The following is a 26,325-nucleotide window of genomic DNA, read 5'->3' on the forward strand; positions in this document are numbered from 1 at the left end:
ATCCGTAAGTTTCTGGGGCCGTACATCCGAGTGCTCTTGCCGCTTTGGCAGTACCCCTGCGTCGTCGCCGATCGAGTCTGCCCACATTGCCACTACGCGGGCCGAGGGAGATGCGATGTGACGGGGTTTGAACTGCGAGACAGGCGCCCGGAATCTGCCGGTCACCACGGCCCCAGCCACACGACTCAGTCCGATGGCACAGCGTCGGTACTGCCCAGAATCTCCGCCACCTTGAGCGCCAGCGCCTCCAATGTGAACGGCTTGGTCAGAAGCTGCGTCCCGGGGTGCAGGTTTTCCTGGCTGAGGGGCGATGCCTCGGTGAACCCGGTGATGAAGAGCACCGGCAGGTCGGACCGGGCCAGGCGTGCCTCGTCGGCAAGCTGCTTGCCGTTCATTCCGCCGCGCAGCCGCATGTCCGTGATCAGCATGTCCACCCGGGTTCCGGCACGCAGTACCTGCAGCGCGGCGGCTGCATCGGCCACGGCAAGCACCGTGTAGCCCAGGTCGACAAGCGCCTCGTCGATGAGATGGCGGATCGGGGCTTCGTCATCCACGACCAGCAAGGTCCTTTGGGCAGGAACCACCACCTGCCTTGCCGCATCGACCGCGCGTTCGGCAACGGGCGCGGCGTCGCATCTGGGCAGATACAGGCAGACCGTGGTGCCCTGGCCCGGCTGGGAGAAGATCCTGACCGCTCCTCCCGATTGCCGCGCAAAGCCGTAGATCATCGACAGCCCCAACCCCGTTCCATGGCCCACCGGCTTGGTGGTGTAGAACGGCTCGAAGGCGCGCGCAATGGTCTGCTCCGACATGCCGGTGCCCGTATCGGTGACGCACAGCGACACATAGCCGCCCGGCGGAAGATCCCACTCCCGGGCTGCCGCCTCTTCAAGCTCGATATTGGCTGTCCTGATGGTCAGCCGGCCGCCTTCGGGCATGGCATCGCGGGCGTTGATGCACAGGTTCAGGATGGCGTTCTCCAGCTGCGTTCCATCGATTTGCGCGTGCCAGAGATGGGCTGCCGGCACGATGTCGATGTCCACGCTGGCGCCCACGGTCCTGCGCAGCAGGTCCTCCCAATCGGCCAGGAGCGCGGCCATATCGGTGGGCTTGGAGTCCAGGATCTGCCGGCGCGAGAACGCAAGCAGCCGCTGCGTGAGCGTGGCGGCGCGCCGCACCGCCCCCTGCGCTCCATGGATGAAGCGCGTGAGGTTGTCCACCTGGCCGCGCGCCAGCATCCGCTGCAGCAGCTCCAGATTGCCCATGACGGCCGCCAGCAGGTTGTTGAAGTCGTGCGCAAGGCCGCCCGTCAACTGGCCCACCGCCTCCATCTTCTGCGACTGGCGCAGTTGCTCCTGCACCTTGGCCAGCGCTTCGGCCTTGGCCATTTCGGAGGTGATGTCGCGGCCCACCGCATTGATGCGGCCTGCCGCCGAACGCGTGGACCAGGAGATCCAGCGGTAGCTCCCGTCCCGATGGCGGTACCGGTTGTCGAACCGGGCATGCGCCATGCCTGTGGCCAGCTCCTGCGTGTCCTGGATGGTGCGCGCCAGATCCTCCGGATGGATGAGATGAAAAAGCGTGGTGCCGAGCAGCTCGTCTTCACGCCAGCCCAATACCTCGGTCCAGGCCGGGTTGACCGCAGTGATGATGCCCTCGAACGTGCAGCGCATCATGATGTCGGATGACAGCTGCCACAGCGCGTTGCGGTCGGCCGTGCGCTCTGCCACCTGTTCCTCCAGCGTGGCATTCAAGCGCTCCAGCGCGGCCTGGGCCTGCTTGCGCTCGGTGATGTCGGAGGCCGCTCCCAGCCAGCCGGTGATGGCGCCTGCGGCATCGAACAGCGGCACGGCGCGCGAGAACGCCCAGCCCACGCTGCCATCGACGCGGTTCACCCGGTGCTCGATCACGTAGTCCGTCTTCGTGCGGATGGCCCGCGCGATCTCCGCGCGCACCAGGTCGCGGTCCTCCGGGGGGATGTAGTCTTCCAGCCAGTTCGTGTTGGACGCCTGCGTGTCAGGGATGAACCCGCCGCCTGCCAGCTGGTGCAGCTCGCTCCAGTCCGCACTGATGGAGTAGCGCACTTCCGAGGAGGAGCGCACCAGCGCATCCAGCCGCTCCTCGCTCTGGCGCAACATGTCCAGCGCGCGTCGTTCCGCATCGATGTCCAAAATGGCGATGGCCGTGGCCACGACTTCCTTGTCCGCATTGCGCAGCGGCACCCCGAACACGCGCGTCCATACCTCAAGCCCCTGGGGCGTGTCATAGACACAGTCAACGCCCGGCACCACCAGCTCACCGCGGAACGCGCGGGCGGCCACAAACTGGTCGCGGGGAACGGGCTTGCCGTCCTTGTCCCAACTGCGCCAGCGCCCCCGGTCTTCCTCGGCCGACAGCAGCGAAGGGATGGGGGTGTCTGGCAGGAAATGGCGGTAGGCCGGGTTGGACATCAGCACCTTGCCACCCTTGCCCACCAGGCACAGGCCTATCGGCAGATGCTCGATGAAATCCGAGAACAGCGTCTTCTGGTCCGCCACCTGTGCATCGAACGGGTCCTGATCGCTGGCGCCCGCGCCCTGCACGGCGCTGGCATGGCCCGCCGTGGCAATCGCCAGTTGCGCCCGCAGCCGGGCGTTTTCCTCGCGAAGCAGGGCAATCTCTTCGGACTCTTGGATCATGGGGGGGGGAGCGGGGCGTTGGGTGGAGGAGAGGGGGCAGCTCGCCGCTGGCGGGGACGGCGATGCTGCCTGGGGATCATAGCTGTGACTGCTGGTGCGACCGATGTTGAGGCTGCAGTCCTCGGTGCGGCAATTCTTGTGGGACTTCGCCCTCCCAGGGACTATGGGGTTGAACTGGCCGTGCAATGGGCTGAATTTGGGTCCCCAATGACCGATGAATCGGTCGACGAACGCTCGAAATGTGCCATTGAAAATATGGAAGTCGAGAACCTTATTGAGAAAATGGCAAAAGGATGCATATTTCCGCCAATTTCTCGAATATGAATCAAACAAATCGGCAATGAATGCTCTGCCCCGTCGTGCGGGCCATGGCTGAAGGGTGGCGGCGATGGGGCTTCCCTGCAGGAAACGTGCCGCAGGCACCGCCGCTGCTGTGACTTTCATGTCACAAAGCACAGCTGTCACGAAGAATACTTATGTGTTGCTTAGAGTTCCCGCAGCGGTGGCAGGAGGCTACCGTCATTCTCATTAATAAGTTCGGTTCGTATCTCGCCAATGAAAAATCAAAAAACGTGCTCGCGTATTCTGGGACTCGCGATGGGCACATTCTTCGCCTCTTCTTCCAGCCTGGCCTTGGCACAATCTTCCGTCACCATTTTTGGTGTGGTGGACGTCGGTGTCACCATTGCCAAGTCCGGCAGCAACAGGCTCAATGCACTGAACTCCAGCCAAGGCAAGACCAGCTTGCTTGGATTGCGCGGCACGGAGGACCTCGGCGGCGGCAACCGAGCTCAGCTCTGGCTTGAAGGCGGCCTCAACCCCGATGTCGGCTCTGGCGGCAGCAGCGGCTCCCTTGGCTTCGAGCGCCGCTCCACGATCGGGCTGAGCAACAATTCCTGGGGTGAAATCCGGCTGGGTCGCGACTACACCCCCAGCTACAACATCTTCACCGCTTTCGCGGGCCCCGACACCACTACCGGTGTGCAGGCCAATCTGTTCCAGACGATCCGCCAGACTGCCTATAACGCCGCCAGCCAAAGCGGCGTGGTCGACCGCACGCGCATCAGCAACGCCGTGGGCTACTTCCTGCCGAGCGACCTGGGCGGTATCTATGGCCAGTTCTCGGTTTCCTTTGGCGACGAGAACGCCTCCGGCTCTGGCGCAAGCAAGGCCCGCAGGTACATAGGCGGCAACCTGGGCTATCGCTCTGGCCCGCTGAACGTGGGTATCGGCTACGGCCGGATCGACGGTACCGCGGCCGTGGCTTCGCCCAGCGCCATCGCTGCAACCAGCGATCTGGAAGACCTGGTGCTGGGCGCCTCGTACAACTTCGGCAGTTTCCTGCTCAATGGCGGATACAACAGCCTGAAGTGGGAGCCCGTCAACGGCGCAACCTCCGGGAAGGTGGACGGTTTCTACCTGGGCGCGACCATCCCCATGGGGCAAGGCAGCTTGCGCATCAAGTACGCCAGCGCCAAGTTCAGCGGCAACGCCTCTGCCCTCACGCGCAGCGGCGGCAAGGCCGACAAGTATTCGATCGGATATGTCTATGACTTCTCCAAGCGCACCTCTCTGTACGCAGGGCTGGCGCGTGTCAACAACAAGAACGGTGCCAGCGTCGGCCTGATCGGCGGCCCTGCGGGTGTGGCCAACGCCGGCTCGACCGGTGTGGATCTGGGCATCAGCCACTCGTTCTGAGCGGCGCAGCGCCTTTTTCCATAGACAAAGCCTTCAAGCTTGGGCAGGCCCTTGCCACGCAGGGCCTGCCGATCTGCCTATCTACCTGTCAGGCTTGCCTCTTCTTCTCAAGATCTACTCGCCATGCGACCCCCCACTTCTTCTTCCTGCCTGGTGGCAGTGATCGCCGCCGCGGCTGCCTTGCTGAGCGCCTGCGCCGACACCCGCCCGCTCCAGGCCGCCGGCTCCGAGACGGTGGCGCAGACCACCGGCGTCGGCAGCATCCGCGCCATCGTCACGCGCCAGGACGTCCAGTTCGACGACAGGTTCTATTTCCCCTACGAAGGCCAACACCCCGCCACCAAGGCCGATTTCCCCAAGGGCTTTCTGCCAGCCTACGGTTCGGGCCTGGCCTTGAAGGGCAGGCGTGCCGACGGCACGCTGGAGTTCTACGCCATCACCGATCGCGGCCCGAACGCGACCACCGGCCCGGTCACGCAGATCACCGACGGCTCCAATCCCGCGGGCTTTGCCAGTTCCACGGTGTTTCCTTCGCCCAACTTCACTCCGTCCATCGGCGTGATCGCCCTCGGAAAGGACGGAGCCAGGCTCGTCTCCACCCTGCCGCTCAGATTCAGCGCCACACAGAACGCCAACGGCCGCGTGCAGCCACGGGGCCTCACAGGCAACACGGGCGAGCAAGTCCTGGACGACTCCTTCACCTATCCCGGCAAGGCCAAGGGCTACAGCGAATTCGGCCTGGACACGGAATCCGTGGTGGTGGATGCCGCACGCAATGCGCTGTGGGTGTCCGACGAATACGGACCCTTCATCGTGAAGATCGACCCGGCGACCGGCATCATCCAGAAGAAATACGGGCCCGGCACCGGCGCGGCCGATCTGCCGGCCATTCTCGCCAAGCGCCGCGCCAACCGTGGCATGGAGGGGCTGAGCATCGATGCGGCCAGCGGCAAGCTGCACGGTTTCCTGCAAAGCCCCCTGGACGACGGCAAGGCCGACTACACCACCGCTGCCGTTGCCGACGCCCCTGGCAAATCGGAGAACGTGCGCGACTACGCTCGCTTTGTGCGCTGGGTGGAGTTTGACCCGACCACCGAGAAAACCCGCCTGTTTGCCTTGCCCGTGGACAGTCGCTGGTACAACCAAGGCAAGACCGGCAATGCCAAGCTGGGTGATGTGGTCTCACTGGGCAAGGGGAAATTCATCGCCATCGAGCAAGGCACGGGCAAGGACAAGAAAGTCTTCAACGACCTGGTTCTGATCGAGTTTCCGGCCAACGCCACCGACATCACCGCGCTGGGCTCCGACCTGGAAAAGAGCAGCCTGACTGGCAAGCCGGTCAATGGCTCGGACTATTCCAAGGTCGTGACGCTCAAGAAGACCCGGCTCTTCAACCTGAACGCCACCGGCTGGGTGGCCGAGAAGGCCGAAGGCCTGGCACTGGTCGATGACTACACGCTGGCGCTGACCAACGACACCGACTTCGGTGTTTCGCTGGCCGTGCTGGACGCCAGCGGCAAGGAAATCGAAGGCTCGAACGTCACCAAATGCATGGTGGACGCCGACGGCAAGATCGTGAACGACGGCCAATGCGCCAAGGGCGCGGCGAGCCTGCGCTTTACCACCAATGACGTCAACGATCGCACGCAGCGACTGTGGACCTTTAGGTTCAGCAAGAAACTGAGCGAATACGGCGCTCCCTGAACGACTGCGACTGGGATTGGGACTGTATGGCATAGGCAAGACAACGGGGCCAAGGCGATCCAGGGCGGTTCGTCCAGCGCGAAGGCGCTGAGACGGGCCGCAACGCTGATGTCGCCCCCTCTGGCATCTGCACGGAGCAGCGCCGCCGTTGCGGCGCAAGTGTGGGCTTGCCGCAATGACTGGTCCTTTCTACCTTCGGCAGTGTTCCGGCATTGCCCAAAGCGGTAGTCTTCGAGTGCGTAGATGGCAGGCATACGTCCGAGCCAAGCACTTTCACAATCAAATCCTCCTCTGCTTCGTCATTTCAGAAGCGCCTTCAAATTCCATGCTGGTTTCCGCGTGAGTCGAGGAAATTCAACAGAGAGCCGTTCAGAATTCAATTCCGGATTTTCGATGGCTTGGGATTGGCCAGTCATCGAATTCCTGAAGAGATAGTGCGTGCGGTATCCTCAGCCGCTCTGTAGAGGAGAAGAAAGTGGCGGTACTGATTCCTGCGATGGGGGCGTGCGTTGGGCGCATGACGCCTGGCGAGCGACGGCTGGCCGAGCGGTTGGAGCAAAAGCTCGAAGACGACTACATGCTTTGGTATGACGTGCCCATCGGCCCCAAGCAGACGCATCCTGACTTTGTCGTCATTCATCCACGCAGGGGCGTTCTGATTCTTGAGACCAAGGATTGGCGGCTCGAGACGGTTCAAGAGGCGACCAAACAGGCCTGGACGCTCATCGTGGATGGAAGACCCAAGGTCGTCATCAATCCGGCAGCCCAGGCGCGACACTGCGCCATTCAAGTGGTCAATGCACTGGAGCGGGATCAGCAACTCATTCACGGCGAAGGCCCTCATCAGGGAAAGCTGGCATTTCCCTGGGGCAGCGGCGTGGTGTTCACCAACATCACGCGCAAGCAGTTTGAAGAATCTGCACTGGACCAGACGATTGATGCGCATCTGGTCATCTGCAAGGATGAGATGCTGGAATCCGTTGATGCGGAGGCTTTTCAGCAGCGCCTGTGGAACATGTTCCCCCACGCTTTCGGCAAAGCCATGTCGGTGCCGCAGCTCGAGCGCACGCGGTGGATCATGTTCCCGCAGGTGCGTGTTCCGGTGCAAGGCAGCCTTCTGCCGGAAGACGCGGACGAGCTGCCGGACATCATGCGCGTCATGGACTTGCAGCAGGAGCAACTCGCGCGCAGCCTGGGCGATGGGCATCGCGTGATCCACGGAGTTGCCGGCTCAGGCAAGACCATGATTCTTGGCTATCGTGCGGAACACCTGGCCAAGACCGCTTCGACCAAGCCCATCCTCGTGCTCTGCTACAACGAGCCCTTGGCCGTGAAGCTCAATGCCTGGTTTGCGGCCAAGGGCCTGGCCGACCGGGTGCATGCCCGCAACTTCCACAAGTGGTGCCGCCAGCAGTTGGTGGCCTATGGCCAGACGCTACCCGCTCAGGGCCCAGGCATGTTTGATCAGATGGTGGAGTTTGTGATTCGCGGCGTGGATCGGCAACAGATTCCGTCCGGGCAATACCAGGCCGTGATGGTCGACGAGGGGCACGACTTTCAGCCTGAATGGCTCAAGCTCGTCACCCAGATGGTGGACCCCGAGACCAACAGCCTTTTGATCCTGTACGACAGCGCCCAGAACATCTATGGCAAGAGCAAGGCGCGTGGGTTCAGCTTCAAGAGCGTGGGAATCCAGGCCTCTGGGCGCACGACCATTCTCAAGATCAACTACCGCAACACCAGGCAGATTCTGCAAATTGCCAACCGCGTCGCCGCCGAGTTCCTGCAACCCAATGCCCAGGATGATGACGGTGTTCCGCTGGTGCAACCCATCAGCTGCGGCCGCGAAGGGCAGGAGCCGCTGATCGTGCGCCTGCCGAGCTTGCGGGACGAGCCCGCCAAGATCGCCGAGCTGCTGGCTGCGGCGCATCAGGAAGGCCACGCCTGGGGTGACATGGCCATCCTGTGCCGCGATCACGACTCCATGAACCAGTGCGCCATGGCACTTGGCCGCCGAAAACTTCCGCATCGCGTGCGTCATCGGTCAGGTGACTTCGATCCACTGGCCAACACCATCAAAGTGATGACAATGCACGCCAGCAAGGGATTGGAGTTCCCAGTCGTGGCCGTTGCAGGAGTGGGGCAGATGCCGCGCGAAGGCGAAGATGCGGCGGACGAGGCCAAACTGTTCTATGTGGCTGCGACGCGGGCGACACAAAAACTGGTATTGACTGTGGCGGGTGAAGGGGCGTTTGCGAAGGCGCTGGTGAATGCTGGGTGAGGGCGGGGTGAATGCGGGTTGAGGGCAGGGCGAGGACGGGCACAAGTCCGTGGTGCGGTGGTCAGGGCTCCAGGCGTGGTCCCAGTAGCGTTGCACCCGCAGCGCATTCTTGAGGATGGCGCTGCGATCCGAAAAGGATGTTGTGCCTATCACCCTTCCCACTCGAATGTGCACGCCATCTTGCCACTCGGCGCATTGCGCAGGCGGTTCAGGAAATCCAACTGGCTTTTGGCCGTTTGATTTCCTTTTGCCACGGCTTGCCGCAGCCAGTGCACTGCTTCGCAGCGATCCGCTTTCACCGCGGTGCCATACAGGGTTGGGCCTGCCAGAAGAATCCATGCCAGTGTTTCCTGGGCTTGTGGCTCGCCATCCCGGGCCGCCTGGCGCAGCAACGCGAGCATGGAGGCGTAGTCACCCGCAGTCTGCGCCTCCAGGGCCAGTTGAAACCGCTGCTCGGAAGTCGTGGCCATGTCCAACGGCAGCGGTGCCGCCTGCGCCAGCGCGCCGGACAGGGCCGCTGCGATGAACAAGCCGTGCCGTGCATGCCGGGCCAGCGTGGCAATTGGTGTGGCAATTGGGCGGAATTCGAATCGCATTTTTGTCTCCACTTGAACTGAGTGGCCCCATCGTCTTCGCAATCCCGGTCCCTGAAAATTCGGAATTGTCAAAGGCGCCCTCAGGGCCACCCAGAGGCTGACTCGAATCGGCCGTGCAGGCCCGGCGCGCACGGCTTCAGCCCATGAACCCCAGATCGATGGGATACGCCGAGCCGCCGAAGTTGCCGATGTGCGGCAGCACCCCCGCCAGCTCGGTATTCGCCACGCCGAACCAGCGCGCCAGGGTGGCGGCGTACTGGTCCACGGCAGTGCTGGGCAACAGGCGCCCCTGGCCGACATGCCACTGGTCCTCGCTGCCGCTGCCGTTTCCCACGCTGATGGGCGGCGGCGCGCCATAGAAGGACGCGCCACGCACCGCGCCGCCCACCACGAAGTGGTGGCCGCCCCAGCCATGGTCCGAGCCGTCGCCGTTGGACGTCAGCGTGCGGCCGAAGTCCGACGCGGTGAAGGCCGTGACCTTGTCGGCCACGCCGAGTTCGGCCGTGGCGTTGTAGAAGGCCGTCATGGCGCTGCTCACCTTGTCGAGCAGCTGCGGCTGGTTGGCGATCAGGTTGTCGTGCAGGTCGAACCCGCCCAGCGAGACGAAGAACACCTGCCGGCGCGTGCCCAGCGCGTTGCGTCCGGCGATGAGCCGGGCCACCACCTTGAGCTGGTCGGCCAGCGGGTTGTTGGCAGGGAAGGCGGTGGACAGGCTGGCGCTGGAGAGGGCTGAAGAGATCTGCCCCTCGGCACTGATGGAGCGCTGCGTGACGCGGGCGTACTCGGCCTCCATCGCGTGGCTGCCGGCCGTCTGCACCAGCTCGCTCAACAGGCCGCGCACGGCGGTCGATCCATAGACGCTGGTGCCCTTGACGGCGTTGATGGGCACGGCGCCGCCCGGGCTGATCTGGTACTGCAGCGCCTGGTCGCCCGAGAGAAACACGGCGTTGCCCGTGGCCGAGATACAGGTGAAGAGCGACGTGGCGTTGGACGACAGCGCCAGGTCGCCCAGGTTGCCGCCCCAGCCCAGGGTGGAGCCTTCTGCGCCCTGCGACTGCCACACCGACTGCTGGTCGTTGTGCGAGAAAAGCTTGGGCGGCAGCGGGTAGCTGCGCCGGTCGCCGGTGGCATATTGGGCCCGCGTGAGCGGCACCAGCAGCGGGCCGACGTTCAGTTGCACCGCAGCGCGGCCCGCGTTGAAGAGGCCGGCCAGGCCCGTCATGGATGGGTGCAGCGCGTACTGCATGCCACCGGCCAGCGCCGTGCGGGGCTGCAGCAGCGTATTGCCCAGCGCGGCGCGGGCCAGGGCAATGCCACCGGCCGTGCCATCGCTGTTGCCGCCGCGGATGGCGGAGTACTGCCCGTAGCGGGTGCTGTCGTAGGGCACGACGGTGTTGGCGTAGTCGCAGCCGCCATAGAGGAAGACGCAGACCAGCGCCTTGTAGTCGCTTGCCTCGAAGGCGGCGGCCTCGCCCAGCGCGGCAAGATTCAGGGCGAAGGGCAGGGCGGTACCGGCGGCGGCCAGTTGCGTGCTGCGGCGCAGGAATGCGCGGCGCGTGTGGCGGGCGGGGTCGATGAAATTCATGGAGATGTCGCTTTGCTTTGCAGCCGTTCGGTCACTTGTTCGGTCACTTCTGCACCAGATATTCGGGGCTGGCCATCACCAGCAGCACGGCGGCTGCCACGCGGTTGAGCTGGGTGGCGGTGTTGCTGGTGGCCGTCACCGGCGTGGCATTGAGCGCTGCCACGATGCGCGCCTGCGTGGCGGCCGATACCTGCCCTGCCGACAGCAGCAGCGCCACCTTGCGCACCAGCGCGGCGGCGTCGGCCACCAGGGGCAGCAGGTTGGCGTAGCTGCAGGTGATGTCGAAGCCGTTGGCTGCGCTGCTGCCGCCCTGGGGCAGGTCTGGCGCGTTCACGTAGTAGCCGAAGCGGATCACGTTCTGCATGAAGTTCAGGTAGCCGCTCACGCTGGTCTCGGTGACGATCTGGAACTCCGGCGCCACCTGGCCCGTCGTGGCCAGGGGCGTGGAGGGCGGCACGTAGCCCGGGCGGAAGAAGTTGAACACCGAGCCCGAGCGCATCGGGCTCTGGCCCAGGCGGGTGGCCGGGTCGCTCAGGTTGTCGATCTTCCAGGTGCCGCGTGCCGACCGCAGCCCGAAGGTGCGGCCCCACTGCACGAAGCGCACCATGGGCTCGCGCAGGCGGCCGTACTGGGGGCTGGCAAGCCCTGCCGCGCCGCGCGCCTCCGGGTCCAGCAGCACGGTGGCAATCACGGCGCGCAGGTCGCCACGCGTGCCGCTGCCGTTGTCGGCGAAGGCGGCGGCCACGCGCCCCACATAGGCGGGGCTGGGGTTGCTGGTGACCAGGCGCTGGATCAGCTGGCGCCCGATGAAGGGCCCCACGTTGGGGTGGTTGAACAGCGTGTCCAGCGCTGCCTTCAGCGCCGCTGGCCCTGACGTGCCCGCAGCCACGGTGGTGCCCAGGAAAGTGGCGGCCAGCGTGGAATGGCGCGCGGCGTTGAAGGCCATGGGCAGCAGCGCCTGCTGCAGCCCCGTCACCGTGCTGCCGCTCAGGTTGGTGGGCTGGTTCTTGCTGGTGTCGTAGTCGTAGCCGGTGAAGACGCGCGCCAGGTTGCTCACATCGGCTGCCGAATAGGTGTCGATGCGGTTGCCGTTGCCGTCGCGCTGCTCGGTGCCGTCGGGGTTGAGGCGGTAGAGGCCGATGGTGAACAGCTGCATCACCTCGCGGGCGTAGTTCTCGTCGGGCTGGCGGCCGCTGCGGGCGTCTTCCTTCTGGTTGCCGCGCGTGCTCAGGTAGATGCCCATGGCCGGGCTGAGCGTAACGGCCTCCAGCAGCGTGCGGAAGTTGCCGAAGGCATGCTGGTTCAGCAGATCCCAGTAGCCGGAAGCCAGGAAGATGCTCCAGGGCTGCTCCAGCCCCGTGGTGGAGACCACCATGATCTCCGACAGCGCCAATGCCACACGCTTGCGCACGGCGTCGCGCTCCGTGAAAAGCTGGCTCCAGAGCATGAAGTCGGAGGGATACGAGACGTTGTCGTAGCGCGTGCCGGCCTCTGCCACGCCGTAGCCGCGCTGCATCAGCCAGGCCGTGCCCGTGGTGTCCACGGGCAGCGCGAACTGCTCGGCCAGCCAGGGGCCGTAGCCCTTGGCGCGCAGCGCTGCGATCTCCTCGTCGGTGGCCGAGAACTGCGCCTGCAGCAGGAAACGCGCGGCTTCTTCATCGCTGGCGGGGGTGGCCGTGGTGCCCGTACCGGTTCCGCCACCAGGGCCGGCGCCCGTGCCGCCAGTGCCGGTGCCGGGGGCTGAATCGCCCCCACCGCCCCCGCAGGCCACCAGCAGCGCGGCCGCAAGGGAGGAGGCCAGGGCGGGAGGGATCAGGGAGCTCTTCGGTTCGTGGCCGAGGTGGCCGGGCTCTGCGCAGGCAGGCAAGGAATCCGCGGGCGCGCGGTCGGGCGGCTGCAGCGTGGAGGCTGCAGCCTGTGGTGTGGGGTGCATTGTGGGCTTTCAGGCAGAGGCCGGGGCGTGGCAACGAACTGCCTCGCTCTTCGGCGCGTGGCGCAGAGTGTTCCAAGGATTTCGGAGGTGCGCAGCCACCTTGCAGCCCAAAAGCGTGTCAAGACGTTATACGGCGCAGGGGCGTCAGGGGGCTGTATGCAGGGTTGACGCTGTGGAGCCTGGGCAAAGCCCGATGTGGGCCGCTCGCCTGCCGGTGTTCTGAGGGATGCGCAGCGTTGTGCGGGTGCAACCATGCGGGCGGATTGTCATAGGGCTTTCTCCTGCTTCAGGCTGAAGAATGCTGCTTGACGTCTTGGGGCCGTACACCTGAGTGCGGTGCGTCTGCACGGAGCAGCGTTGCCGAGCGGTATCTGTCGCCTGGTGTTCGCATGGCAAGGCTCCTGAACGCTGCACGCAGGCTCAGCCACTTCCGGGATGCCAAGGTCAGGCAATCTTCAGGTTGCTAGTGCGTGTAGGGTGAAGTCATCCGTGCAAGTTACCTGGATCTCAGATGTTGCACTTCACATTTGACACCACCGTAAATCAACTGTGCAAAGACAATGACAAGAATCTTCTTTATGTTGGTGGGGATCATGATTTCTGGCACCACGTCTGCTGGTGAGAAAAATTCACCACCAATCCAAGATTTAAAAGAAGTAAAGAGATCTGCAGATGAATTCTTGATTGGGGAAAGCAGGCAGAAGAGAACGCAATTCACTGCTGTTCGAATCAATCCAAAAATAATAGTCGAACAGTGCGCTGTTCCACTTGAATCGGACTGGGCATCTTCAGACAGTGGAGTTCTAGGAAAAAGAGTTCAAGTTGTCTGCAGATCGACATTGCACGACAAAAAGGGTTGGCGTGTTCTGGTGCCAATTGCAGCGTCAGCCACACACAAGAATTAGAGTGAAATTCTATGCGTCAAGATGATTGGCTACCGCGCAAACGAAGGACGATTCCAAGAGGCGCTGATGCCGCTCAGCAGCGCTGTCGTTGTGGCGCAGTGCCACTGGATAAGCCCTAGGTTGTGGCAAGGGCTGGTACGGACCACCTCGCTCGTCGGAGGTTCAATGTCGGGACTTCGCGCGGCTTTGGAGGCGTTTTCTGGGAAGTTGAGGTGGATGGAGCGAGTGATATGGGCCTGAGCGATCCATGACCACCGGACTTTGCCCATTGCTAGCTGTCGGAAGTCGACCCAAAGCGGAATTTCGCTTCGAATGGTTTTGAGAAACCGCACATTATGGTTCATAACTCAGTATTGCACGGGCAACCGCTCTGTTACATTCTGGGTCTCCAGCAAATTCACTGAGCGCACGGGCAAACGGGGCGTTATCAACCCTCTTTATTTCTTGCAATTCCGCTGGTGAAAGTTGGTCATTTCTCCCTGTTCGAATTTCACGGTTCATCTTATCTCTCAGGCGTTGAGTTCTAGGGGATGCATAGTAAGCGATGACGTCCCGTGCCTCGGAGCCAGACACATACCTTCGCGCGAATGGCAGAGCAGCATCATTAATCAATTTGTTCGAAATAAATGACAACTTGGGGCAGAGGGCAATGTAGGCTGCTGTCCTAGATAAATTATTTTCAGGAAGACACCCTCTGGCTAGACTCGCTTTCGCGATTTCCGCATATCCCATAACTTCAAGCATCTGCGCCCAAGGTTGCTGTTGCTCATTGTCCGCTGCGCTTAAGCTGCCTGTAATGGTTGTAATAACGAAAAATGCAATGATTCGCAATTTTTTCATGAGTGGCTCTCGATAGGAATTTTGATCACTGCGGAAAACAATGCCCCCATGCATGCAATGGTGGAAAAAATAGACAGCAGGTTTTGTGGTTACAGGCGTTGGATTTTAAACCAAAGGCATTTGGGCACGACCTTCGATGCTCAACTCCAATTCAGCAAGATATTTCAACATGTGTCTGCTCCTGGCCGGCAACAGTCCTTCACTAGATACCGCTTTCACTTCTTTCTACTCGTCTACCAACCTCACCCACCACATCCCCCGGCGCAACCCCCAACACCTTGCATAGCTTGAAAACAGACCGAAGGCTCGGACATTTGCTACCAAGCTCCAACTGGCTGATGTAGTTGCGCGCCAGCCCGGCTTCCGCGGCAAGGGCTTCCTGGGACAGTGCACGCTCATTGCGTAGCTCACGCAACAGGCTTCCAAAGGCTTTATCAAGTTCTGTCATATCTGCTCACTAAAGTGAGCAAAGCTTCCGGGTTTGCGTGCAGACAGTCTTCCACCTATAGTTGGAGTTTTGTAAAGCAGCGATGGCGCTTCCAGCAGATGGGCGTCGCATTTGCCCATTGATCTTGGGCGCTGAGCAACTCTCGACTGGAGCGCAGATGGAGCAGCAAGTCTTGGCCACCACACCCCCACCCAAACTCGAAGACCTCGCCATAGACGCCGTCCTGCACATGGGCGCCGCGCTGGATGTGCTGGACCTGCACGCTCGCCACAAGGTCACGGCCATCAATTGCGTGTGCCGCGATCTGCTGCGCATCTACTACGTGAAGGCCGATGAGGCGCAGTCGCTGGAGCCGGAAGACAGGGAACTGGTGGGACTGCTGCACGACACGGCGGTGAACCTGGGCTATGCCATTGAGGTGGTGGAGCATCTCAATGGCGATGAGGCCGACGACCCCATTCTTTATGCCGTGAGCTATCTGCTCAGGGCGGCGAAGCGGTTTGCGGATGAGGGGGTGTCGGTGGCGTTGGCCTGAAGAGCGCAACAGGCGTGGATGGCCTGCGGGCATGGCGGGAACGACGCAAAAAATGGGCGAAAAAAAAGCGCGCCCCATGCTGAAGCGCGCTGTCGGGTTGGGGTCGAGACTCAGTCCTTCTTGGCCCGGATGACTTCGCCGCCCACGGCGTCGATCTTGACTTCCATGAGCGTGCCGTTGGCCTGCAGCACTTCTACCTGGTAGCTGGTCTGGCCCCAGTGGGAGTCCAGTTCCGCGCTGACGGGCGTGCCCGGGGTGTGGCGGGTGGCAGCCTGGATGGCTTGCTCTATGGTGGACTTGGCCTTTTCCAGGCGCTGGCGGTCCTTGCGCTTGGCGGCGCCGTCGTTCTTGTGCTGGGCGGCCTGGCCGGTGATGGCGTTGACCCAGACTTCCACGCTGTCGCCGGCCGGGGTGATGACTTCGATTTCGTAGCGCGGGCCCATGCCGTCGCCGTCGTCCAGCTGGGCTTCGATGGCCTTGCCGGGCACGGCCTGGGTGGCGCGGGTGATGGCCTGCTCCAGCGGGATCTTGGCCTGGCTGGTGATGGTCTGCCATTCGGCCACCGATTTGGCTGCGGCGGGCAGGGCGACGGTGGCGCAGGTCAGGGCCAGGGCGATGGAGAGGGCGGCGGTGCGTGCGAACGGGGCAGGCTTCATGGGTGTGGCTCCTTCCAGGAATGGGGTTGGGCAAGACAACGGTCGGGGCCATTGTCTCCACCGTCCCGGAGAGCGGTTGTCGGAGAGGGCGCCCTTTGCCCCCTCCGGCGTGCTGCGGTTTGATCCAGCACAACCTCTGCGTTCAGAGGCCCAGCACTTTGGCCACGTAGTCGGCGTCCTTGTCGCCCCGGCCCGAGAGGTTGATGAGGATGTGCTGGTCCTTGGGCAGGCCGGGCGCCACGCGCATGGCCCAGGCCACGGCGTGGGCGCTTTCCAGCGCGGGGATGATGCCTTCCACGCGCGACAGCTGCATGAAGGCGTCCAGGCATTCCTTGTCGGTGACGGATTCGTACTGCACGCGGCCCAGGTCCTTGAGGTAGCTGTGCTGCGGGCCCACGCCCGGATAGTCCAGGCCCGAGGCAATGCTGTGCACGGCAGCCGGCGTGCCGTCTGCGTTTTCCAGCACGTAGCACTTCATGCCGTGGATTTCGCCGGGCTTGCCCATGCTGAGGGTGGCTGCGTGGCGGCCGGGCTTGTCCGTGCCTTCGCCCGAGGGCTCCACGCCGACGAGCTTGACCGAGGCATCGCCCAGGAAAGCCGTGAAGATGCCCATGGCGTTGGAGCCGCCGCCCACGCAGGCGGCCACATGGTCGGGCAGCTTGCCGTGTTTGGCCTGGAATTGCTCGCGCGCCTCGCGGCCGATGATGCTCTGGAAGTCGCGCACCATCATCGGGAACGGGTGGGGGCCGACTACGGAGCCGATGGCGTAGATGTAGTCGGTGGGGTTGGTGAGGTATTCCTCGAAGGCGCTGTCCACGGCCTCCTTGAGGGTGGCCGCGCCGCGCGTGACGGGCACGAGCTTGCAGCCCAGGATGCGCATCTTGGTGACGTTGGGATGTTCCTTCTCGATGTCCACCTGGCCCATGTGGATCTCGCAGGGAATGCCCACCAGCGCGCAGGCCGTGGCCAGGGCCACGCCGTGCTGGCCGGCGCCGGTTTCTGCGATGACCTTCTTCTTGCCCATGAACTTGGCCAGCAGGGCCTCGCCCAGGCAGTGGTTGATCTTGTGGGCGCCGGTGTGGTTGAGGTCTTCGCGCTTGAGGTGGATCTGTGCGCCGCCGAGCTGCTCCGACAGGCGCCGCGCGTGGAAGATGGGGCTGGGGCGGCCCACGTAGTCGGCGAAGAGCTGGGCCAGTTCCTGCTGGAAGTCTTGGCGTTTGGTGATTTCGGCGTAGGCGGTGTTGATGTCGTCCATGGCCTGCTTGAGGTGGGGCGGGACCAACTGGCCGCCGTAGGGGCCGAAGTAGCCTTCTGCTGTGGGCATGGGGGAGAAGGTGGGGGGTGTAGTGGTCATGGTTGCTTGTGTTCGTTGTGATGGATGACGCTCTGGCGATTCAGGGTAGCCGTGGCAGCTTACGCAGGGCTGTTGGGGGTGGCCGAGAGAGAAAACCCCGGTTGGATTGACCGGGGTTTCTGGTTTTTGGCCCTGCCGGGTGGTTGTTTTTCGAGGCCGGGTTTCGGCCCGGCAGCCGACTGCCCTTTCTTGATTCGCCAAGAAAGGTCAGATCAAAGAAGGCGACCGGTACGACTCACACTCATAGGTGACACATCAGTACAAGGACATGGGTAACAGATCCAAGCTTGGCAGCTGGAGCCAACAGCAGCCAAGGAGCGATCACCATGCCCTGGAAGGAGTGCGCACCCATGGACGAGAAACTGCTCTTCATAGCCGACCATCTGCGCAGTGGCGTGCCGCTGAGCGAGCTGTGCAGGCGCTACGGCATCAGCCGCAAGACGGCCTACAAGTGGGTTGAGCGTTACCGCCAACTGGGCATGGATGGATTGCAAGAACGCAGTCGCAGGCCCCACGGGAACAATCAGGCGATCAGCTATGCACAGCGCCGGGCCATCATTGAGCTGCGCACGCAGCAAAGGTCACAGATGGGGCCCAAGAAGCTGCACGCTTTGCTCCTGCAGCGCTGGGGCCCACAGGAGACACCCAGCAAAACCACCATCTACAACGTGCTGAAGGCTGAGGGGCTTGTTTGCAGCAGGCGTGTACGCAGACGCTCGGTGCCTACGGCCCAGCCCTTGCGAACGAGCAAGCAGCCCAATGGGGTGTGGAGTGCAGACTACAAAGGCCAGTTCAAGACAGCCGATGGTCACTGGTGCTATCCATTGACCATCATGGACCACGCCAGCCGTTATTTGCTGGCCGTGCATGTCTACGACAGCCCCAACTACGAGGTGAAATAGCCCCCTGATTCCCCGGCCCCGTCCTATCGCTTATCTTTGAAGATAGGAACAGGACTGTGCATATGACTAGGCATACGGAGTCAATCGAGGTAGTCGTGAAGGACCAGCGCCGCAGGCGCTGGTCTCTCGCAGAGAAGGCGGCGCTGGTGCGCCGAACCTACGAACCAGGCATGAGCGTGTCATTGGTCGCTCGGCAGGAAGGCGTTTCGGCTGGACTGCTGTTCCAGTGGCGCAAGCTCGAACGCCAGGGGGCTTTGACCGCCGTCTCCGCTGGCGAGGCAGTCGTGCCCGCATCCGAACTGGCGGCTGCCCGCGCGGAAATCGCCAAGCTGCAGCGCGTGCTCGGCAAGAAAACCTTGGAGAACGAAATCCTCAAGGAAGCCGTGGAGTACGCCGCAGAAAAAAAGTGGATTGCGCGCTCGCCCTTGTTGCCCGGGGACGACCAGTGAAGACGGTCTGCAGGACGATGGGGCTGGCGCGCTCGCATGTGCGCGAGCTGCTTGGGCGCGGTGAAGACTGGACCGATGGCCGCAGCCATCGCACACCCAGCGACGATGCCGGGCTGCTCGCCGAACTGCGCCAGGAAATTGCCGACTTGCCCAGCTATGGCTACCGACGTGCCTGTGCCTTGGTGAACCGCCAGCGTGCGGCACGGGGCGCCCCGAGGGTCAACGCCAAACGCGTCTATCGCGTCATGGCACAAGCCGCTTTGCTGCTGCCCAAGGCGCCTCGCCGCCGCCAGTCCGCACGCACGCATGAGGGCCGTGTTGCGGTCTCGCGCAGCGACCTTCGATGGTGCTCCGATGGTCTGGAAATCAAGTGCGATTCAGGGCAGACCGTGACAGCCGCCTTCGCCAAGGACTGCTGCGACCGTGAGGTGCTGGCTTGGCGTGCATGGGAGGGCAAGGGACTGCCAGGCGAGCCGGTTCGCGAGATGCTCATCGAGGCCGTCGAACGCCGATTCGGCTCGGTCGAAGCGGTCCCGCAGGGCCAGGAGTTGGAGTTCCTCAGTGACAACGGCGGTGCCTACATCGCCTCCGAAACGAGGGCACTGGCACGCGCGCTGGGCCTGAAGCCCATCAACACGCCCGTCTGCAGCCCGCAGAGCAACGGCATGGCCGAGAGCTTCGTCAACACCTTCAAGCGCGACTATGTGGCGCGCATGGACCTAAGTGACGCGCAGACGGTACTGGCACAACTGCCAGCGGCCTTCGAGCACTTCAACGAGGTGCATCCGCATTCTTCGTTGAAAATGCGTTCGCCTCGGGAGTTCAGGCGGCAACAGGCTGCAGGGGCTGACCAAGTGCTTTATTGCGAATAGGGCGGGGTCGGGAATACGGGGGCAACATCAGAGGATGCCAAACGCAGCTTCGAACAGGTGTTTCGGCAATACGGACTGCCCGAGCGCATACGCAGTGACAACGGTCCGCCGTTCGCGACTACTGGCGTGGCGGGCCTGTCACGCCTGGCGATATGGTGGATAAGGCTGGGCATCAGGCCGGAGCGCATCGAGAGGGGCAAGCCACAGCAAAACGGTCGCCACGAGCGGATGCACCGCACGCTCAAGCATGCCCTGGGCAAAGAGCCTGCGGCGGACAAAGCGGCATTGCAGATGCAGCTCGATGCCTTTGTGGAGCACTACAACCAGCAGCGCCCGCATGAGGCCTTGCAGCAAAGCATGCCGGCCCAGCACTACAGCGACTCGGTCAGGCCATACCCCTCAAAGCTACCGGAGCTGGAGTATCCGAAGCATTGGGAAAGGGTTCGGGTCAGCCACAACGGCTTGATTTACTGGCGAGCGCTGCGGATCTACATAGGCTACCTGCTGGCGGGGCAGTGGATCGGGATGCAGGAGGTGGCCGCTGGCCAGTGGGATGTGTATCTGGGGCCGGTGCGACTGGGCTGCTTCAACGAAGAGGATGTGCGAGGACCCCAGAAGGACTATGTGAGCTTGAAGTGTTACCCATGTCTGTGAGCTGAGTTGTTACCCATGTCCTTGACACGTACAACCCGAATGCCCGCGACCCCTTCGCTGCGCTGCGGGGCAACCTGCGTCGGGCCGCCTGCGGGGTTCGCCGTGAAACTCGTTGCGCGCTGCGCGCTTCACTCAAACATCACGGCGAGTCAGTTGACGAAGCAGTCCTGTCCTGCGGCAGGACTGCAACCCCGCAGGCGGCCCGACGCAGGCGCGGGCATACGGGATTGGGGGCGGGGAGATGGGGCGGGGCCGGGGGCGTCAGCCGTTCTTTTGCAGGGAGCGGATGACGCTGGAGAAGTCCAGGGCGCCGTTGCCTGCGATGGAGTGCATGGCGTACATGGCGCGGGCCATGCCGCCCAGGGGCGTGGAGGCCTTGACGGCCATGGCGTTTTCCTGGGCCAGGCCCAGGTCCTTGAGCATGAGGTCGGTGCCGAAGCCGCCTGCGTAGTTCTTGGAGGCGGGGGCGTTTTCGTGGACGCCGGGGAAGGGGTTGTATTTTTCCAGGGCCCAGTTGCCGCCCGAGCTGCGGCGCATGATTTCGCTGAGGACCTTGGGGTCCAGGCCGTTGGCCACGCCCAGGGCGATGGCTTCGCTGGTGCCGATCATGAGGATGCCCAGCAGCATGTTGTTGCAGATCTTGGCGGTCTGGCCCGCGCCCACGGCGCCGGCGTGGAAGATGTTGGCGCCCATTTTTTCGAGCAGGGGGCGGGCGCGCTCCAGGTCGGCGTCGCTGCCGCCCACCATGAAGGTGAGGGTGCCTGCAATGGCACCGCCCGTGCCGCCGGAGACGGGGGCGTCGATGAAGGCAATGCCTGCGGCTTCGGCGGCCTTGGCGACCTTTTGGCTGGTGGCGGCGGCGATGGTGGAGCTGTCGATGATGAGCGCGCCCTTGGCAACGCGCTGCAGCAGGCCGGCCGCGCCGTCACGGCCGAGGAAGAGGCCTTCCACATGCTGGCTGGCGGGCAGCATGGAGACCACGGCTTCGGCGCCCTGCACGGCGTCCTCGGCGCTGGCGGCAATGCTCACGCCCTCTGCAGCGACCTTGGCGCAGGCGTCTTTGGAGAGGTCGAAGGCCTTGACCGTGTGGCCGGCCTTGTGCAGGTTGATGGCCATGGGGCCGCCCATGTTGCCGAGTCCGATGAATGCGATCTGCATGTGCTTGTCTCCTGTGTTGTGAAGCTTGTGGTGTGTCTCAGTGGACCGTGTCGTCGGTGTAGTTTTCGCCGGTGTCCATGTCGCCGGTGTCCTTGTCACCGTTCGCAATGTCGGCGCCGCGTTCCTTGAGCAGGGAGCGCAGGATGCCGCGGTGGCAGCGCGCCTCCTGCTCGCAGTAGCAGCCGATGGCGAAGGCGCTGTGCTGCGAGAGGGCGGCCAGCAGGTCCAGGGTGCGGCTGGCGGCGGGCGCGGCCATTTCCTTGCGGAATTTGCGCACGAATTGCTGCCAGAGCTTGTCGGCCTCGGCCTGCTGGCCGTGGTCCTGCAGGCGGTGCGATTCGAGCGCGGTGTGCATGGTGTCGGGCTGGGGCGAGAGTTCGGGGTACCAGACGTCGTAGTAGTCGCGGCTGGCGAATTCGGCCTTGGGCACGCCGCGCGGCGGGCGGCGCACAGTGCCTATGCGCAGGCCTTCATCGGCGTGGCGGGGGCTGCCTAGCTGGACGATGCGGATGGGCATGGGGCTCTCCTGCAAAGGGGGCTTATTCGTCGCCGAAGATGGGGTGCTTGCGTGTGCGGCGCCCGGCCGGGGCGGGCGCCGCTGGCGGGGTCTTTGCGTCGGCGGGCGCGGGTTCGCTGGCCTGGGCCTTGCGCTTTTTCGGGGGCGTGGCCTTGGCGTGGGGGTTGAAGGCCAGGGCCTGGGCAATCCAGTACTGCCACTGCTGGCGCGTGGCGTAGGCGGCGGGGCCGATGAAGAAGTAGCCGTCCATCTGGCCCTTGGATGAGAGCGGGCGCAGGCCCGGCGTCTCGGCCACGGCCGCGTGCTGCGAAGGCGGCAGGCGCACCAGCAGTTCGTCGTCTTCCACGCCCAGGCACAGCTTGCCGTTGACCATGAAGACATGGCAGCCGAACATGCGCTTTTCCTGCACGTCGTCGCAGCCGGCCAGGGCTTCGCGCACGGCGTCTATGAGGTGCAGCGTGGTGTCGGAGAGCGGGCGGGCGGGCATGGCGCGGGCTGGATGTGGATGGATCAGCGGATCATGTCCGGCGCATCGCCTTCCAGCATGCGCCGCGCGATGATGACGCGCATGATTTCGTTCGTGCCTTCGAGGATCTGGTGCACGCGGGCATCGCGCATGAGTCGCTCCAGCGGGTATTCGCGGATGTAGCCGTATCCACCGTGCAGTTGCAGGGCTTCGTTGCAGACCATGAAGCCGGCATCGGTGGCAAAGCGCTTGGCCATGGCGCAGTAGGTGGAGGCGTCGCGCGCGCCGGCATCGAGCTTGGAGGCGGCCAGGCGCACCATCTGGCGCGCGGCCACGAGTTCGGTGGCCATGTCGGCCAGCTTGAACTGCAGGGCCTGGAAGCTGGCAATGGGCTTGCCGAACTGCTTGCGCTCGTGCATGTACTGCTGGGCCTGGGTGAGCGCGCCCTGGGCGGCGCCCACGGAGCAGGTGGCGATGTTGATGCGCCCTCCGTCCAGGCCCTTCATGGCGATCTTGAAGCCTTCGCCCTCGCGGCCCAGCAGGTTCTGGGCGGGAATGCGCACGTTGTCGAAGCTGATGACGCGCGTGGGCTGGCTGTTCCAGCCCATTTTTTCTTCCTTCTTGCCGTAGCTGATGCCGGGCAGGTCGGCGGGCACGGCAAAGGCGGAGATGCCGCTGGCGCCCGAGCCTGCGTCGCCCGTTCTGGCCATCAGCACCAGCATGTCGGTGCTGCCCGCGCCGCTGATGAAGGCCTTGGCGCCGTTGATGATGTATTCATGGCCCGCCAGTTCAGCCCGGGTCTTGAGCGAGCCGGCGTCCGAGCCCGCGCCGGGCTCGGTCAGGCAGTAGCTGGCCAGCTTGCGGCCGCTGGTCAGGGCCTCGCCCCATTCGGCGCGCACGGCGTCGGTGGCCCAGGTGCCCAGCATCCAGGTGGCCATGTTATGGATGGTGATGAAGGCGGTGGTGGAGGGATCGACGGCGGCCAGTTCCTCGAAGACCATGGTGGCGTCCAGGCGCGGCAGCTGCAGGCCGCCTGCGTTCTCGGGCGCGTACAGGCCGCAAAAGCCCAGTTCGCCCGCCTTGGCGATGGCCTCGCGCGGGAAGATGGATTCACGGTCCCAGTGCGCGGCATGGGGCGCGAGTTCGGCCTGGGCAAAGGCGCGGGCCGATTCGGCAAAGGCGCGCTGGTCGTCGTTGAGTTCGAAGTCCATGGCTGGCTTGTCTCCTGCGTTGGGCTCTGGGGCCCTTGTTGTTCTGGGGGTGGCTTTCGGGGCCTGCGGGGGCCTGTCGATACCTGTCGGTGCGTGCGGCGGTCAGTGCTGCAGCCAACGCTCCAGCACCTGCATGCGCTCCTGTGTCGCGGCCGTGAGGCATTCGTGGTACAGGCGCGGGCCTTCAGGCTGGGTTTCGCTGTCGCGCGTGGCGGCCTTGCAGCGTGCCGTGCGGCCCTTGATCCAGCCGTTCTGGTCGTGGCGCAGGCCCGTTCGCTTGCCCTGGGGCAGTTGCTGCATGACGTCCAGGTAGCGGATGTTGAGCGCGGTGTCGGCCTCCTGGAAGGCCTGGACCGCGCAGGCATTGCGGCTGGCGGCGGCGGTGGAGGCCGGGTCGCAGGCTGCACCGGCCTGCGCGTGTAGGGTCAGGGGCAGGGGGGCGGCCAGGATGGTCAGCAAGGCGGCACCCAGGCCCCGGGAGAGGGGGGCGGTCATTGGAAAACGCATGCCGCCATCATCCCAGAGCCAGGGCCTGCCCCGGATCAATCCAGGCCCGCCCACCCATGCATCAGCGCAGGCTGATGGTGGTGTTCACGCCCTGGCTGGTGGTGCTGTCGTCGAACCAGCGCGCCGTGACGGTCTTGGTCTGCGTGTAGAACAGCACGACCTGCTTGCCGTAGGGGCCCAGGTCGCCCAGCTTGGAGGCGCGGCTGCCCGTGAAGGAGAACAGCGGAACCGGCACGGGAATCGGCACGTTGATGCCGACCTGGCCCACGTCGATGTCTTCCTGGAACTTGCGCGCCGCGGCGCCCGATTGCGTGAAGATGGCCGTGCCGTTGCCGTTGGGGTTGGCGTTGATGAACTCGATGGCCTCGTCCAGGCTGTCGGCAGCCGCCAGGCACAGCACAGGGCCGAAGATTTCCTGGTCATACACGCTCATGCCGGGCTTGACGCCGCTGAACACGGTGGGGCCGACGAAGTTGCCCTTGTCGTAGCCGGCCACCTGGGGCTTGCGGCCGTCCAGCTCCAGCTTGGCGCCGTCGGCCAGGCCGCGTTCGATCAGGCTTTCCACACGCGACAGCGCCGCGCAGGACACCAGCGGGCCCACGTCGGTGCCGGGCTCGGTGCCGCCGCTGACCTTCAGGGTCTTGGACTTTTCCACCAGCTCGGGAATCCACTTCTGCGCATCGCCCACCAGCACGGCCACCGACAGCGCCATGCAGCGCTGGCCTGCCGCGCCGAAGGCTGCGCCCAGCAGGGCGTTGAGCGTTTGCTCCTTGTTGGCGTCAGGCATGACGATGGCGTGGTTCTTGGCGCCCATCATGCATTGCACGCGCTTGCCGGCCAGGCTGGCACGGTTGTAGACATGGGTGCCGACCTTGGTGGAGCCCACGAAGCTGATGGCCTTGATATCGGGGTGGTCGCAGATGGCGTTGACCACGTCCTCGCCGCCGTGCACCACGTTGAGCACGCCGGGCGGAATGCCGGCTTCCAGGGCCAGCTCGCACAGGCGCATGGTGACCATGGGGTCCTGCTCGGAGGGCTTGAGCACGAAGGTGTTGCCCGTGGCAATGGCCATGGGGAACATCCACAGCGGAATCATGGCCGGGAAGTTGAAGGGGGTGATGCCCGCGCACACGCCCAGGGGCTGCAGCACGGAATAGGTGTCCACGCCGTTGGCCACGTTGTTGGCCAGCTCGCCCAGCTGCAGCGAGCCGATGTTGGCCGCATGCTCCACCACTTCCAGGCCGCGGAAGACATCGCCCTCCGCGTCAGGCAGGGTCTTGCCCTGTTCGGCGGTCAGCAGCGCGGCCAGCTCCTTCATGTTCTCGCGGATCAGCTGCTGCAGCTTCAGGAAGATGCGGGCGCGCTGGCCAATGGGGGTCTTGCGCCAGGTCTTGAAGGCTTCCTTGGCGTTGGCGACGGCGGCGTTGACCTCGTCGGGCGTGGCAAAGGGCACGCGGGCCAGCACTTCCTGCGTGGCCGGGTTGACCACATCGCGCCATTGGGTGCTTTGGGATTCGACCAGCTTGCCGTTGATCAGCAGCTTGACCGTGGGCGCCAAAACCTTGGCGGACGTGGATGCATTCATGGCTTGTCTCCTGTTGCGGTGGTGTCGGCCCGGCATGCCGTGCGCCGGGCGTTCATCGCATGGTAGCTGTGCGGTTTTTCGCAAGCAATGGAGATGTTTGCAGTATGCATGTGCGTTTTTGCACATCGGCATGCCAACTCGGCCACGCCAAAAAACATGGCCTGCGGTGTTCGCAGGCCATTCGGGTTCAGGGCTTGAAGGCTCAGTCCGTACCGGTGGCTGGCAGGCGGTCGTCTGCAGCGGGGCTGGAGTGGTGTACGGCGCGGGCGGCGGGCTTGAGAAGCGGCTCCAGCTTCACGCGGGCGCTGGCACCCAGGCCGGACTCCAGCTTGGTCAGCAGGCGCAAAAGCTCCTGCAGTTCCTCGTCTTCCAGCGGAGAGACCAGGCGGTGGTAGGCCTGGTCCACCAGCGGCACGCTGGCGGCCAGCAGGGCCCGGCCCTTTTCGGTGAGCGTGAGCTGGTGCTGGCGGCGGTCACGCGTGCTCAGCGCGCGGTGCACGTACTCGCGCTCTTCCAGCCCGCGCACCAGGCGCAGCGTGGTCACCTTGTCGAAGCCCATGGCGCGCGCCAGGGAGCTTTGGTCGGAGCCGGGGGAGGCGTCGATCAGCACCAGGGCGCCGTACTGGGGCGGCGTCAGTCCCAGGGGGCGGCATTGCTCTTCAAAAATGCCGACCGAAATCTGGTGGGCGCGCCGCAGCAAAAAGCCAGGGCGCTGATATAGCGGCAGTGGTGCAGGCGTCATCGTGTCCATATGCGTCTAGTATTCTTGCAGAGATGTCCAGTATTCATTC

At 64.1% G+C, this 26,325-nt stretch carries 21 protein-coding genes and 2 pseudogenes; 8 read left to right on the forward strand and 15 right to left on the reverse strand.

Going from position 1 to position 26,325, the window contains the following annotated elements:
* Positions 1–185: 185 nt before the first annotated feature.
* Complete coding sequence (locus ACN20X_RS17205) at positions 186–2,678, reverse strand: hybrid sensor histidine kinase/response regulator (protein WP_203399413.1); 2,493 nt, start codon at positions 2,676–2,678, stop codon at positions 186–188.
* 597 nt (positions 2,679–3,275) lie between these two features.
* Between ACN20X_RS17205 and ACN20X_RS17210 the strand changes: the two genes are divergently transcribed.
* From ACN20X_RS17210 to ACN20X_RS17220, 3 genes are all read left to right on the forward strand, one after another.
* Positions 3,276–4,376: a porin gene (locus ACN20X_RS17210; RefSeq protein ID WP_473210819.1), complete on the forward strand. Its 1,101-nt coding sequence runs from the start codon at positions 3,276–3,278 to the stop codon at positions 4,374–4,376.
* 123 nt (positions 4,377–4,499) lie between these two features.
* A complete protein-coding gene (locus ACN20X_RS17215; RefSeq protein ID WP_473209646.1) occupies positions 4,500–6,080 on the forward strand; it encodes an esterase-like activity of phytase family protein in 1,581 nt (526 codons plus the stop codon).
* Between the two features lie 517 nt (positions 6,081–6,597).
* A complete protein-coding gene (locus ACN20X_RS17220; protein ID WP_473210820.1) occupies positions 6,598–8,361 on the forward strand; it encodes a DEAD/DEAH box helicase in 1,764 nt (587 codons plus the stop codon).
* Positions 8,362–8,510: 149 nt separating this feature from the next.
* Here ACN20X_RS17220 and ACN20X_RS17225 read toward each other — a convergent pair whose 3' ends face one another.
* From ACN20X_RS17225 to ACN20X_RS17235, 3 genes are all read right to left on the reverse strand, one after another.
* Positions 8,511–8,957: an SEL1-like repeat protein gene (locus tag ACN20X_RS17225; RefSeq protein ID WP_154834360.1), complete on the reverse strand. Its 447-nt coding sequence runs from the start codon at positions 8,955–8,957 to the stop codon at positions 8,511–8,513.
* A gap of 136 nt (positions 8,958–9,093) precedes the next feature.
* On the reverse strand, positions 9,094–10,542 hold the full coding sequence (locus tag ACN20X_RS17230; protein WP_126312249.1) for a DUF1501 domain-containing protein: 1,449 nt from the start codon (positions 10,540–10,542) through the stop codon (positions 9,094–9,096).
* Positions 10,543–10,585: 43 nt separating this feature from the next.
* Positions 10,586–12,475, reverse strand: coding sequence for a DUF1800 domain-containing protein (locus tag ACN20X_RS17235; RefSeq protein WP_343740737.1), 1,890 nt, complete (start codon positions 12,473–12,475; stop codon positions 10,586–10,588).
* A 560-nt stretch (positions 12,476–13,035) separates the two neighbouring features.
* Between ACN20X_RS17235 and ACN20X_RS17240 the strand changes: the two genes are divergently transcribed.
* On the forward strand, positions 13,036–13,380 hold the full coding sequence (locus ACN20X_RS17240; protein WP_473209647.1) for a hypothetical protein: 345 nt from the start codon (positions 13,036–13,038) through the stop codon (positions 13,378–13,380).
* A 333-nt stretch (positions 13,381–13,713) separates the two neighbouring features.
* Here ACN20X_RS17240 and ACN20X_RS17245 read toward each other — a convergent pair whose 3' ends face one another.
* Positions 13,714–14,220, reverse strand: a complete 507-nt coding sequence (locus tag ACN20X_RS17245; RefSeq protein WP_155524726.1) for a hypothetical protein — start codon at positions 14,218–14,220, stop codon at positions 13,714–13,716.
* 202 nt (positions 14,221–14,422) lie between these two features.
* A complete protein-coding gene (locus tag ACN20X_RS17250) occupies positions 14,423–14,668 on the reverse strand; it encodes a helix-turn-helix domain-containing protein (protein WP_203399410.1) in 246 nt (81 codons plus the stop codon).
* A 157-nt stretch (positions 14,669–14,825) separates the two neighbouring features.
* On the opposite strand from ACN20X_RS17250, the gene ACN20X_RS17255 reads away from it, so the two are divergent.
* Positions 14,826–15,203 (forward strand): hypothetical protein, encoded by a 378-nt coding sequence (locus ACN20X_RS17255; RefSeq protein ID WP_473209648.1) that lies wholly within the window; start codon positions 14,826–14,828, stop codon positions 15,201–15,203.
* A 110-nt stretch (positions 15,204–15,313) separates the two neighbouring features.
* On the opposite strand, the gene ACN20X_RS17260 is transcribed toward ACN20X_RS17255, so the two are convergent.
* Together ACN20X_RS17260 and trpB are read right to left on the reverse strand one after the other, a co-directional pair.
* Positions 15,314–15,859, reverse strand: a complete 546-nt coding sequence (locus tag ACN20X_RS17260) for a PepSY domain-containing protein (RefSeq protein ID WP_212645791.1) — start codon at positions 15,857–15,859, stop codon at positions 15,314–15,316.
* 142 nt (positions 15,860–16,001) lie between these two features.
* Complete coding sequence (gene trpB / locus ACN20X_RS17265) at positions 16,002–17,213, reverse strand: tryptophan synthase subunit beta (RefSeq protein WP_047327801.1); 1,212 nt, start codon at positions 17,211–17,213, stop codon at positions 16,002–16,004.
* A 326-nt stretch (positions 17,214–17,539) separates the two neighbouring features.
* Here trpB and ACN20X_RS17270 point away from each other — a divergent pair.
* From ACN20X_RS17270 to ACN20X_RS17280, 3 genes and pseudogenes are all read left to right on the forward strand, one after another.
* Positions 17,540–18,106 (forward strand): annotated as a pseudogene (locus ACN20X_RS17270) (helix-turn-helix domain-containing protein); the annotation flags it as partial.
* A 71-nt stretch (positions 18,107–18,177) separates the two neighbouring features.
* Positions 18,178–19,436 (forward strand): IS3 family transposase gene (locus tag ACN20X_RS17275; RefSeq protein ID WP_232357001.1). Its coding sequence is split into 2 segments (ribosomal slippage): positions 18,178–18,508 and positions 18,508–19,436, totalling 1,260 coding nucleotides; the frame shifts between segments, so codons are not numbered across the junction.
* 30 nt (positions 19,437–19,466) lie between these two features.
* Positions 19,467–20,090, forward strand: a pseudogene (locus ACN20X_RS17280) (integrase core domain-containing protein); the annotation flags it as partial.
* A 261-nt stretch (positions 20,091–20,351) separates the two neighbouring features.
* On the opposite strand, the gene mmsB reads toward ACN20X_RS17280, so the two are convergent.
* The 7 genes from mmsB to ACN20X_RS17315 form a co-directional block, all read right to left on the reverse strand.
* Positions 20,352–21,248, reverse strand: a complete 897-nt coding sequence (mmsB, locus tag ACN20X_RS17285) for a 3-hydroxyisobutyrate dehydrogenase (protein ID WP_016453478.1) — start codon at positions 21,246–21,248, stop codon at positions 20,352–20,354.
* Positions 21,249–21,285: 37 nt separating this feature from the next.
* Positions 21,286–21,765 carry a DUF488 domain-containing protein gene (locus ACN20X_RS17290; protein WP_473209649.1) on the reverse strand — a complete coding sequence of 160 codons (480 nt, stop codon included), beginning with the start codon at positions 21,763–21,765 and terminating at the stop codon, positions 21,286–21,288.
* A 22-nt stretch (positions 21,766–21,787) separates the two neighbouring features.
* A complete protein-coding gene (locus ACN20X_RS17295) occupies positions 21,788–22,252 on the reverse strand; it encodes a TfoX/Sxy family protein (RefSeq protein ID WP_203399406.1) in 465 nt (154 codons plus the stop codon).
* A 23-nt stretch (positions 22,253–22,275) separates the two neighbouring features.
* Positions 22,276–23,442, reverse strand: a complete 1,167-nt coding sequence (locus tag ACN20X_RS17300) for an acyl-CoA dehydrogenase family protein (protein ID WP_016446004.1) — start codon at positions 23,440–23,442, stop codon at positions 22,276–22,278.
* Positions 23,443–23,544: 102 nt separating this feature from the next.
* Positions 23,545–23,949, reverse strand: coding sequence for a lysozyme inhibitor LprI family protein (locus ACN20X_RS17305; RefSeq protein WP_392451152.1), 405 nt, complete (start codon positions 23,947–23,949; stop codon positions 23,545–23,547).
* Between the two features lie 61 nt (positions 23,950–24,010).
* Positions 24,011–25,534, reverse strand: a complete 1,524-nt coding sequence (locus ACN20X_RS17310; protein WP_012205523.1) for a CoA-acylating methylmalonate-semialdehyde dehydrogenase — start codon at positions 25,532–25,534, stop codon at positions 24,011–24,013.
* Positions 25,535–25,736: 202 nt separating this feature from the next.
* Complete coding sequence (locus ACN20X_RS17315; RefSeq protein ID WP_227468525.1) at positions 25,737–26,276, reverse strand: MarR family winged helix-turn-helix transcriptional regulator; 540 nt, start codon at positions 26,274–26,276, stop codon at positions 25,737–25,739.
* Between the last annotated feature and the right edge of the window lie 49 nt (positions 26,277–26,325).

The sequence above is a fragment of the Delftia sp. PX-1 genome (assembly GCF_055797465.1).

Coding starts and splice junctions, on each gene's coding strand:
- ACN20X_RS17205 (WP_203399413.1), bottom strand. CDS start 2,678: ATGATCCAAGAGTCCGAAGAGATTGCCCTGCTTCGCGAGGAAAACGCC.
- ACN20X_RS17210 (WP_473210819.1), top strand. CDS start 3,276: ATGGGCACATTCTTCGCCTCTTCTTCCAGCCTGGCCTTGGCACAATCT.
- ACN20X_RS17215 (WP_473209646.1), top strand. CDS start 4,500: ATGCGACCCCCCACTTCTTCTTCCTGCCTGGTGGCAGTGATCGCCGCC.
- ACN20X_RS17220 (WP_473210820.1), top strand. CDS start 6,598: ATGACGCCTGGCGAGCGACGGCTGGCCGAGCGGTTGGAGCAAAAGCTC.
- ACN20X_RS17225 (WP_154834360.1), bottom strand. CDS start 8,957: ATGCGATTCGAATTCCGCCCAATTGCCACACCAATTGCCACGCTGGCC.
- ACN20X_RS17230 (WP_126312249.1), bottom strand. CDS start 10,542: ATGAATTTCATCGACCCCGCCCGCCACACGCGCCGCGCATTCCTGCGC.
- ACN20X_RS17235 (WP_343740737.1), bottom strand. CDS start 12,475: ATGCACCCCACACCACAGGCTGCAGCCTCCACGCTGCAGCCGCCCGAC.
- ACN20X_RS17240 (WP_473209647.1), top strand. CDS start 13,036: ATGACAAGAATCTTCTTTATGTTGGTGGGGATCATGATTTCTGGCACC.
- ACN20X_RS17245 (WP_155524726.1), bottom strand. CDS start 14,220: ATGAAAAAATTGCGAATCATTGCATTTTTCGTTATTACAACCATTACA.
- ACN20X_RS17250 (WP_203399410.1), bottom strand. CDS start 14,668: ATGACAGAACTTGATAAAGCCTTTGGAAGCCTGTTGCGTGAGCTACGC.
- ACN20X_RS17255 (WP_473209648.1), top strand. CDS start 14,826: ATGGAGCAGCAAGTCTTGGCCACCACACCCCCACCCAAACTCGAAGAC.
- ACN20X_RS17260 (WP_212645791.1), bottom strand. CDS start 15,859: ATGAAGCCTGCCCCGTTCGCACGCACCGCCGCCCTCTCCATCGCCCTG.
- trpB (WP_047327801.1), bottom strand. CDS start 17,213: ATGACCACTACACCCCCCACCTTCTCCCCCATGCCCACAGCAGAAGGC.
- mmsB (WP_016453478.1), bottom strand. CDS start 21,248: ATGCAGATCGCATTCATCGGACTCGGCAACATGGGCGGCCCCATGGCC.
- ACN20X_RS17290 (WP_473209649.1), bottom strand. CDS start 21,765: ATGCCCATCCGCATCGTCCAGCTAGGCAGCCCCCGCCACGCCGATGAA.
- ACN20X_RS17295 (WP_203399406.1), bottom strand. CDS start 22,252: ATGCCCGCCCGCCCGCTCTCCGACACCACGCTGCACCTCATAGACGCC.
- ACN20X_RS17300 (WP_016446004.1), bottom strand. CDS start 23,442: ATGGACTTCGAACTCAACGACGACCAGCGCGCCTTTGCCGAATCGGCC.
- ACN20X_RS17305 (WP_392451152.1), bottom strand. CDS start 23,949: ATGCGTTTTCCAATGACCGCCCCCCTCTCCCGGGGCCTGGGTGCCGCC.
- ACN20X_RS17310 (WP_012205523.1), bottom strand. CDS start 25,534: ATGAATGCATCCACGTCCGCCAAGGTTTTGGCGCCCACGGTCAAGCTG.
- ACN20X_RS17315 (WP_227468525.1), bottom strand. CDS start 26,276: ATGACGCCTGCACCACTGCCGCTATATCAGCGCCCTGGCTTTTTGCTG.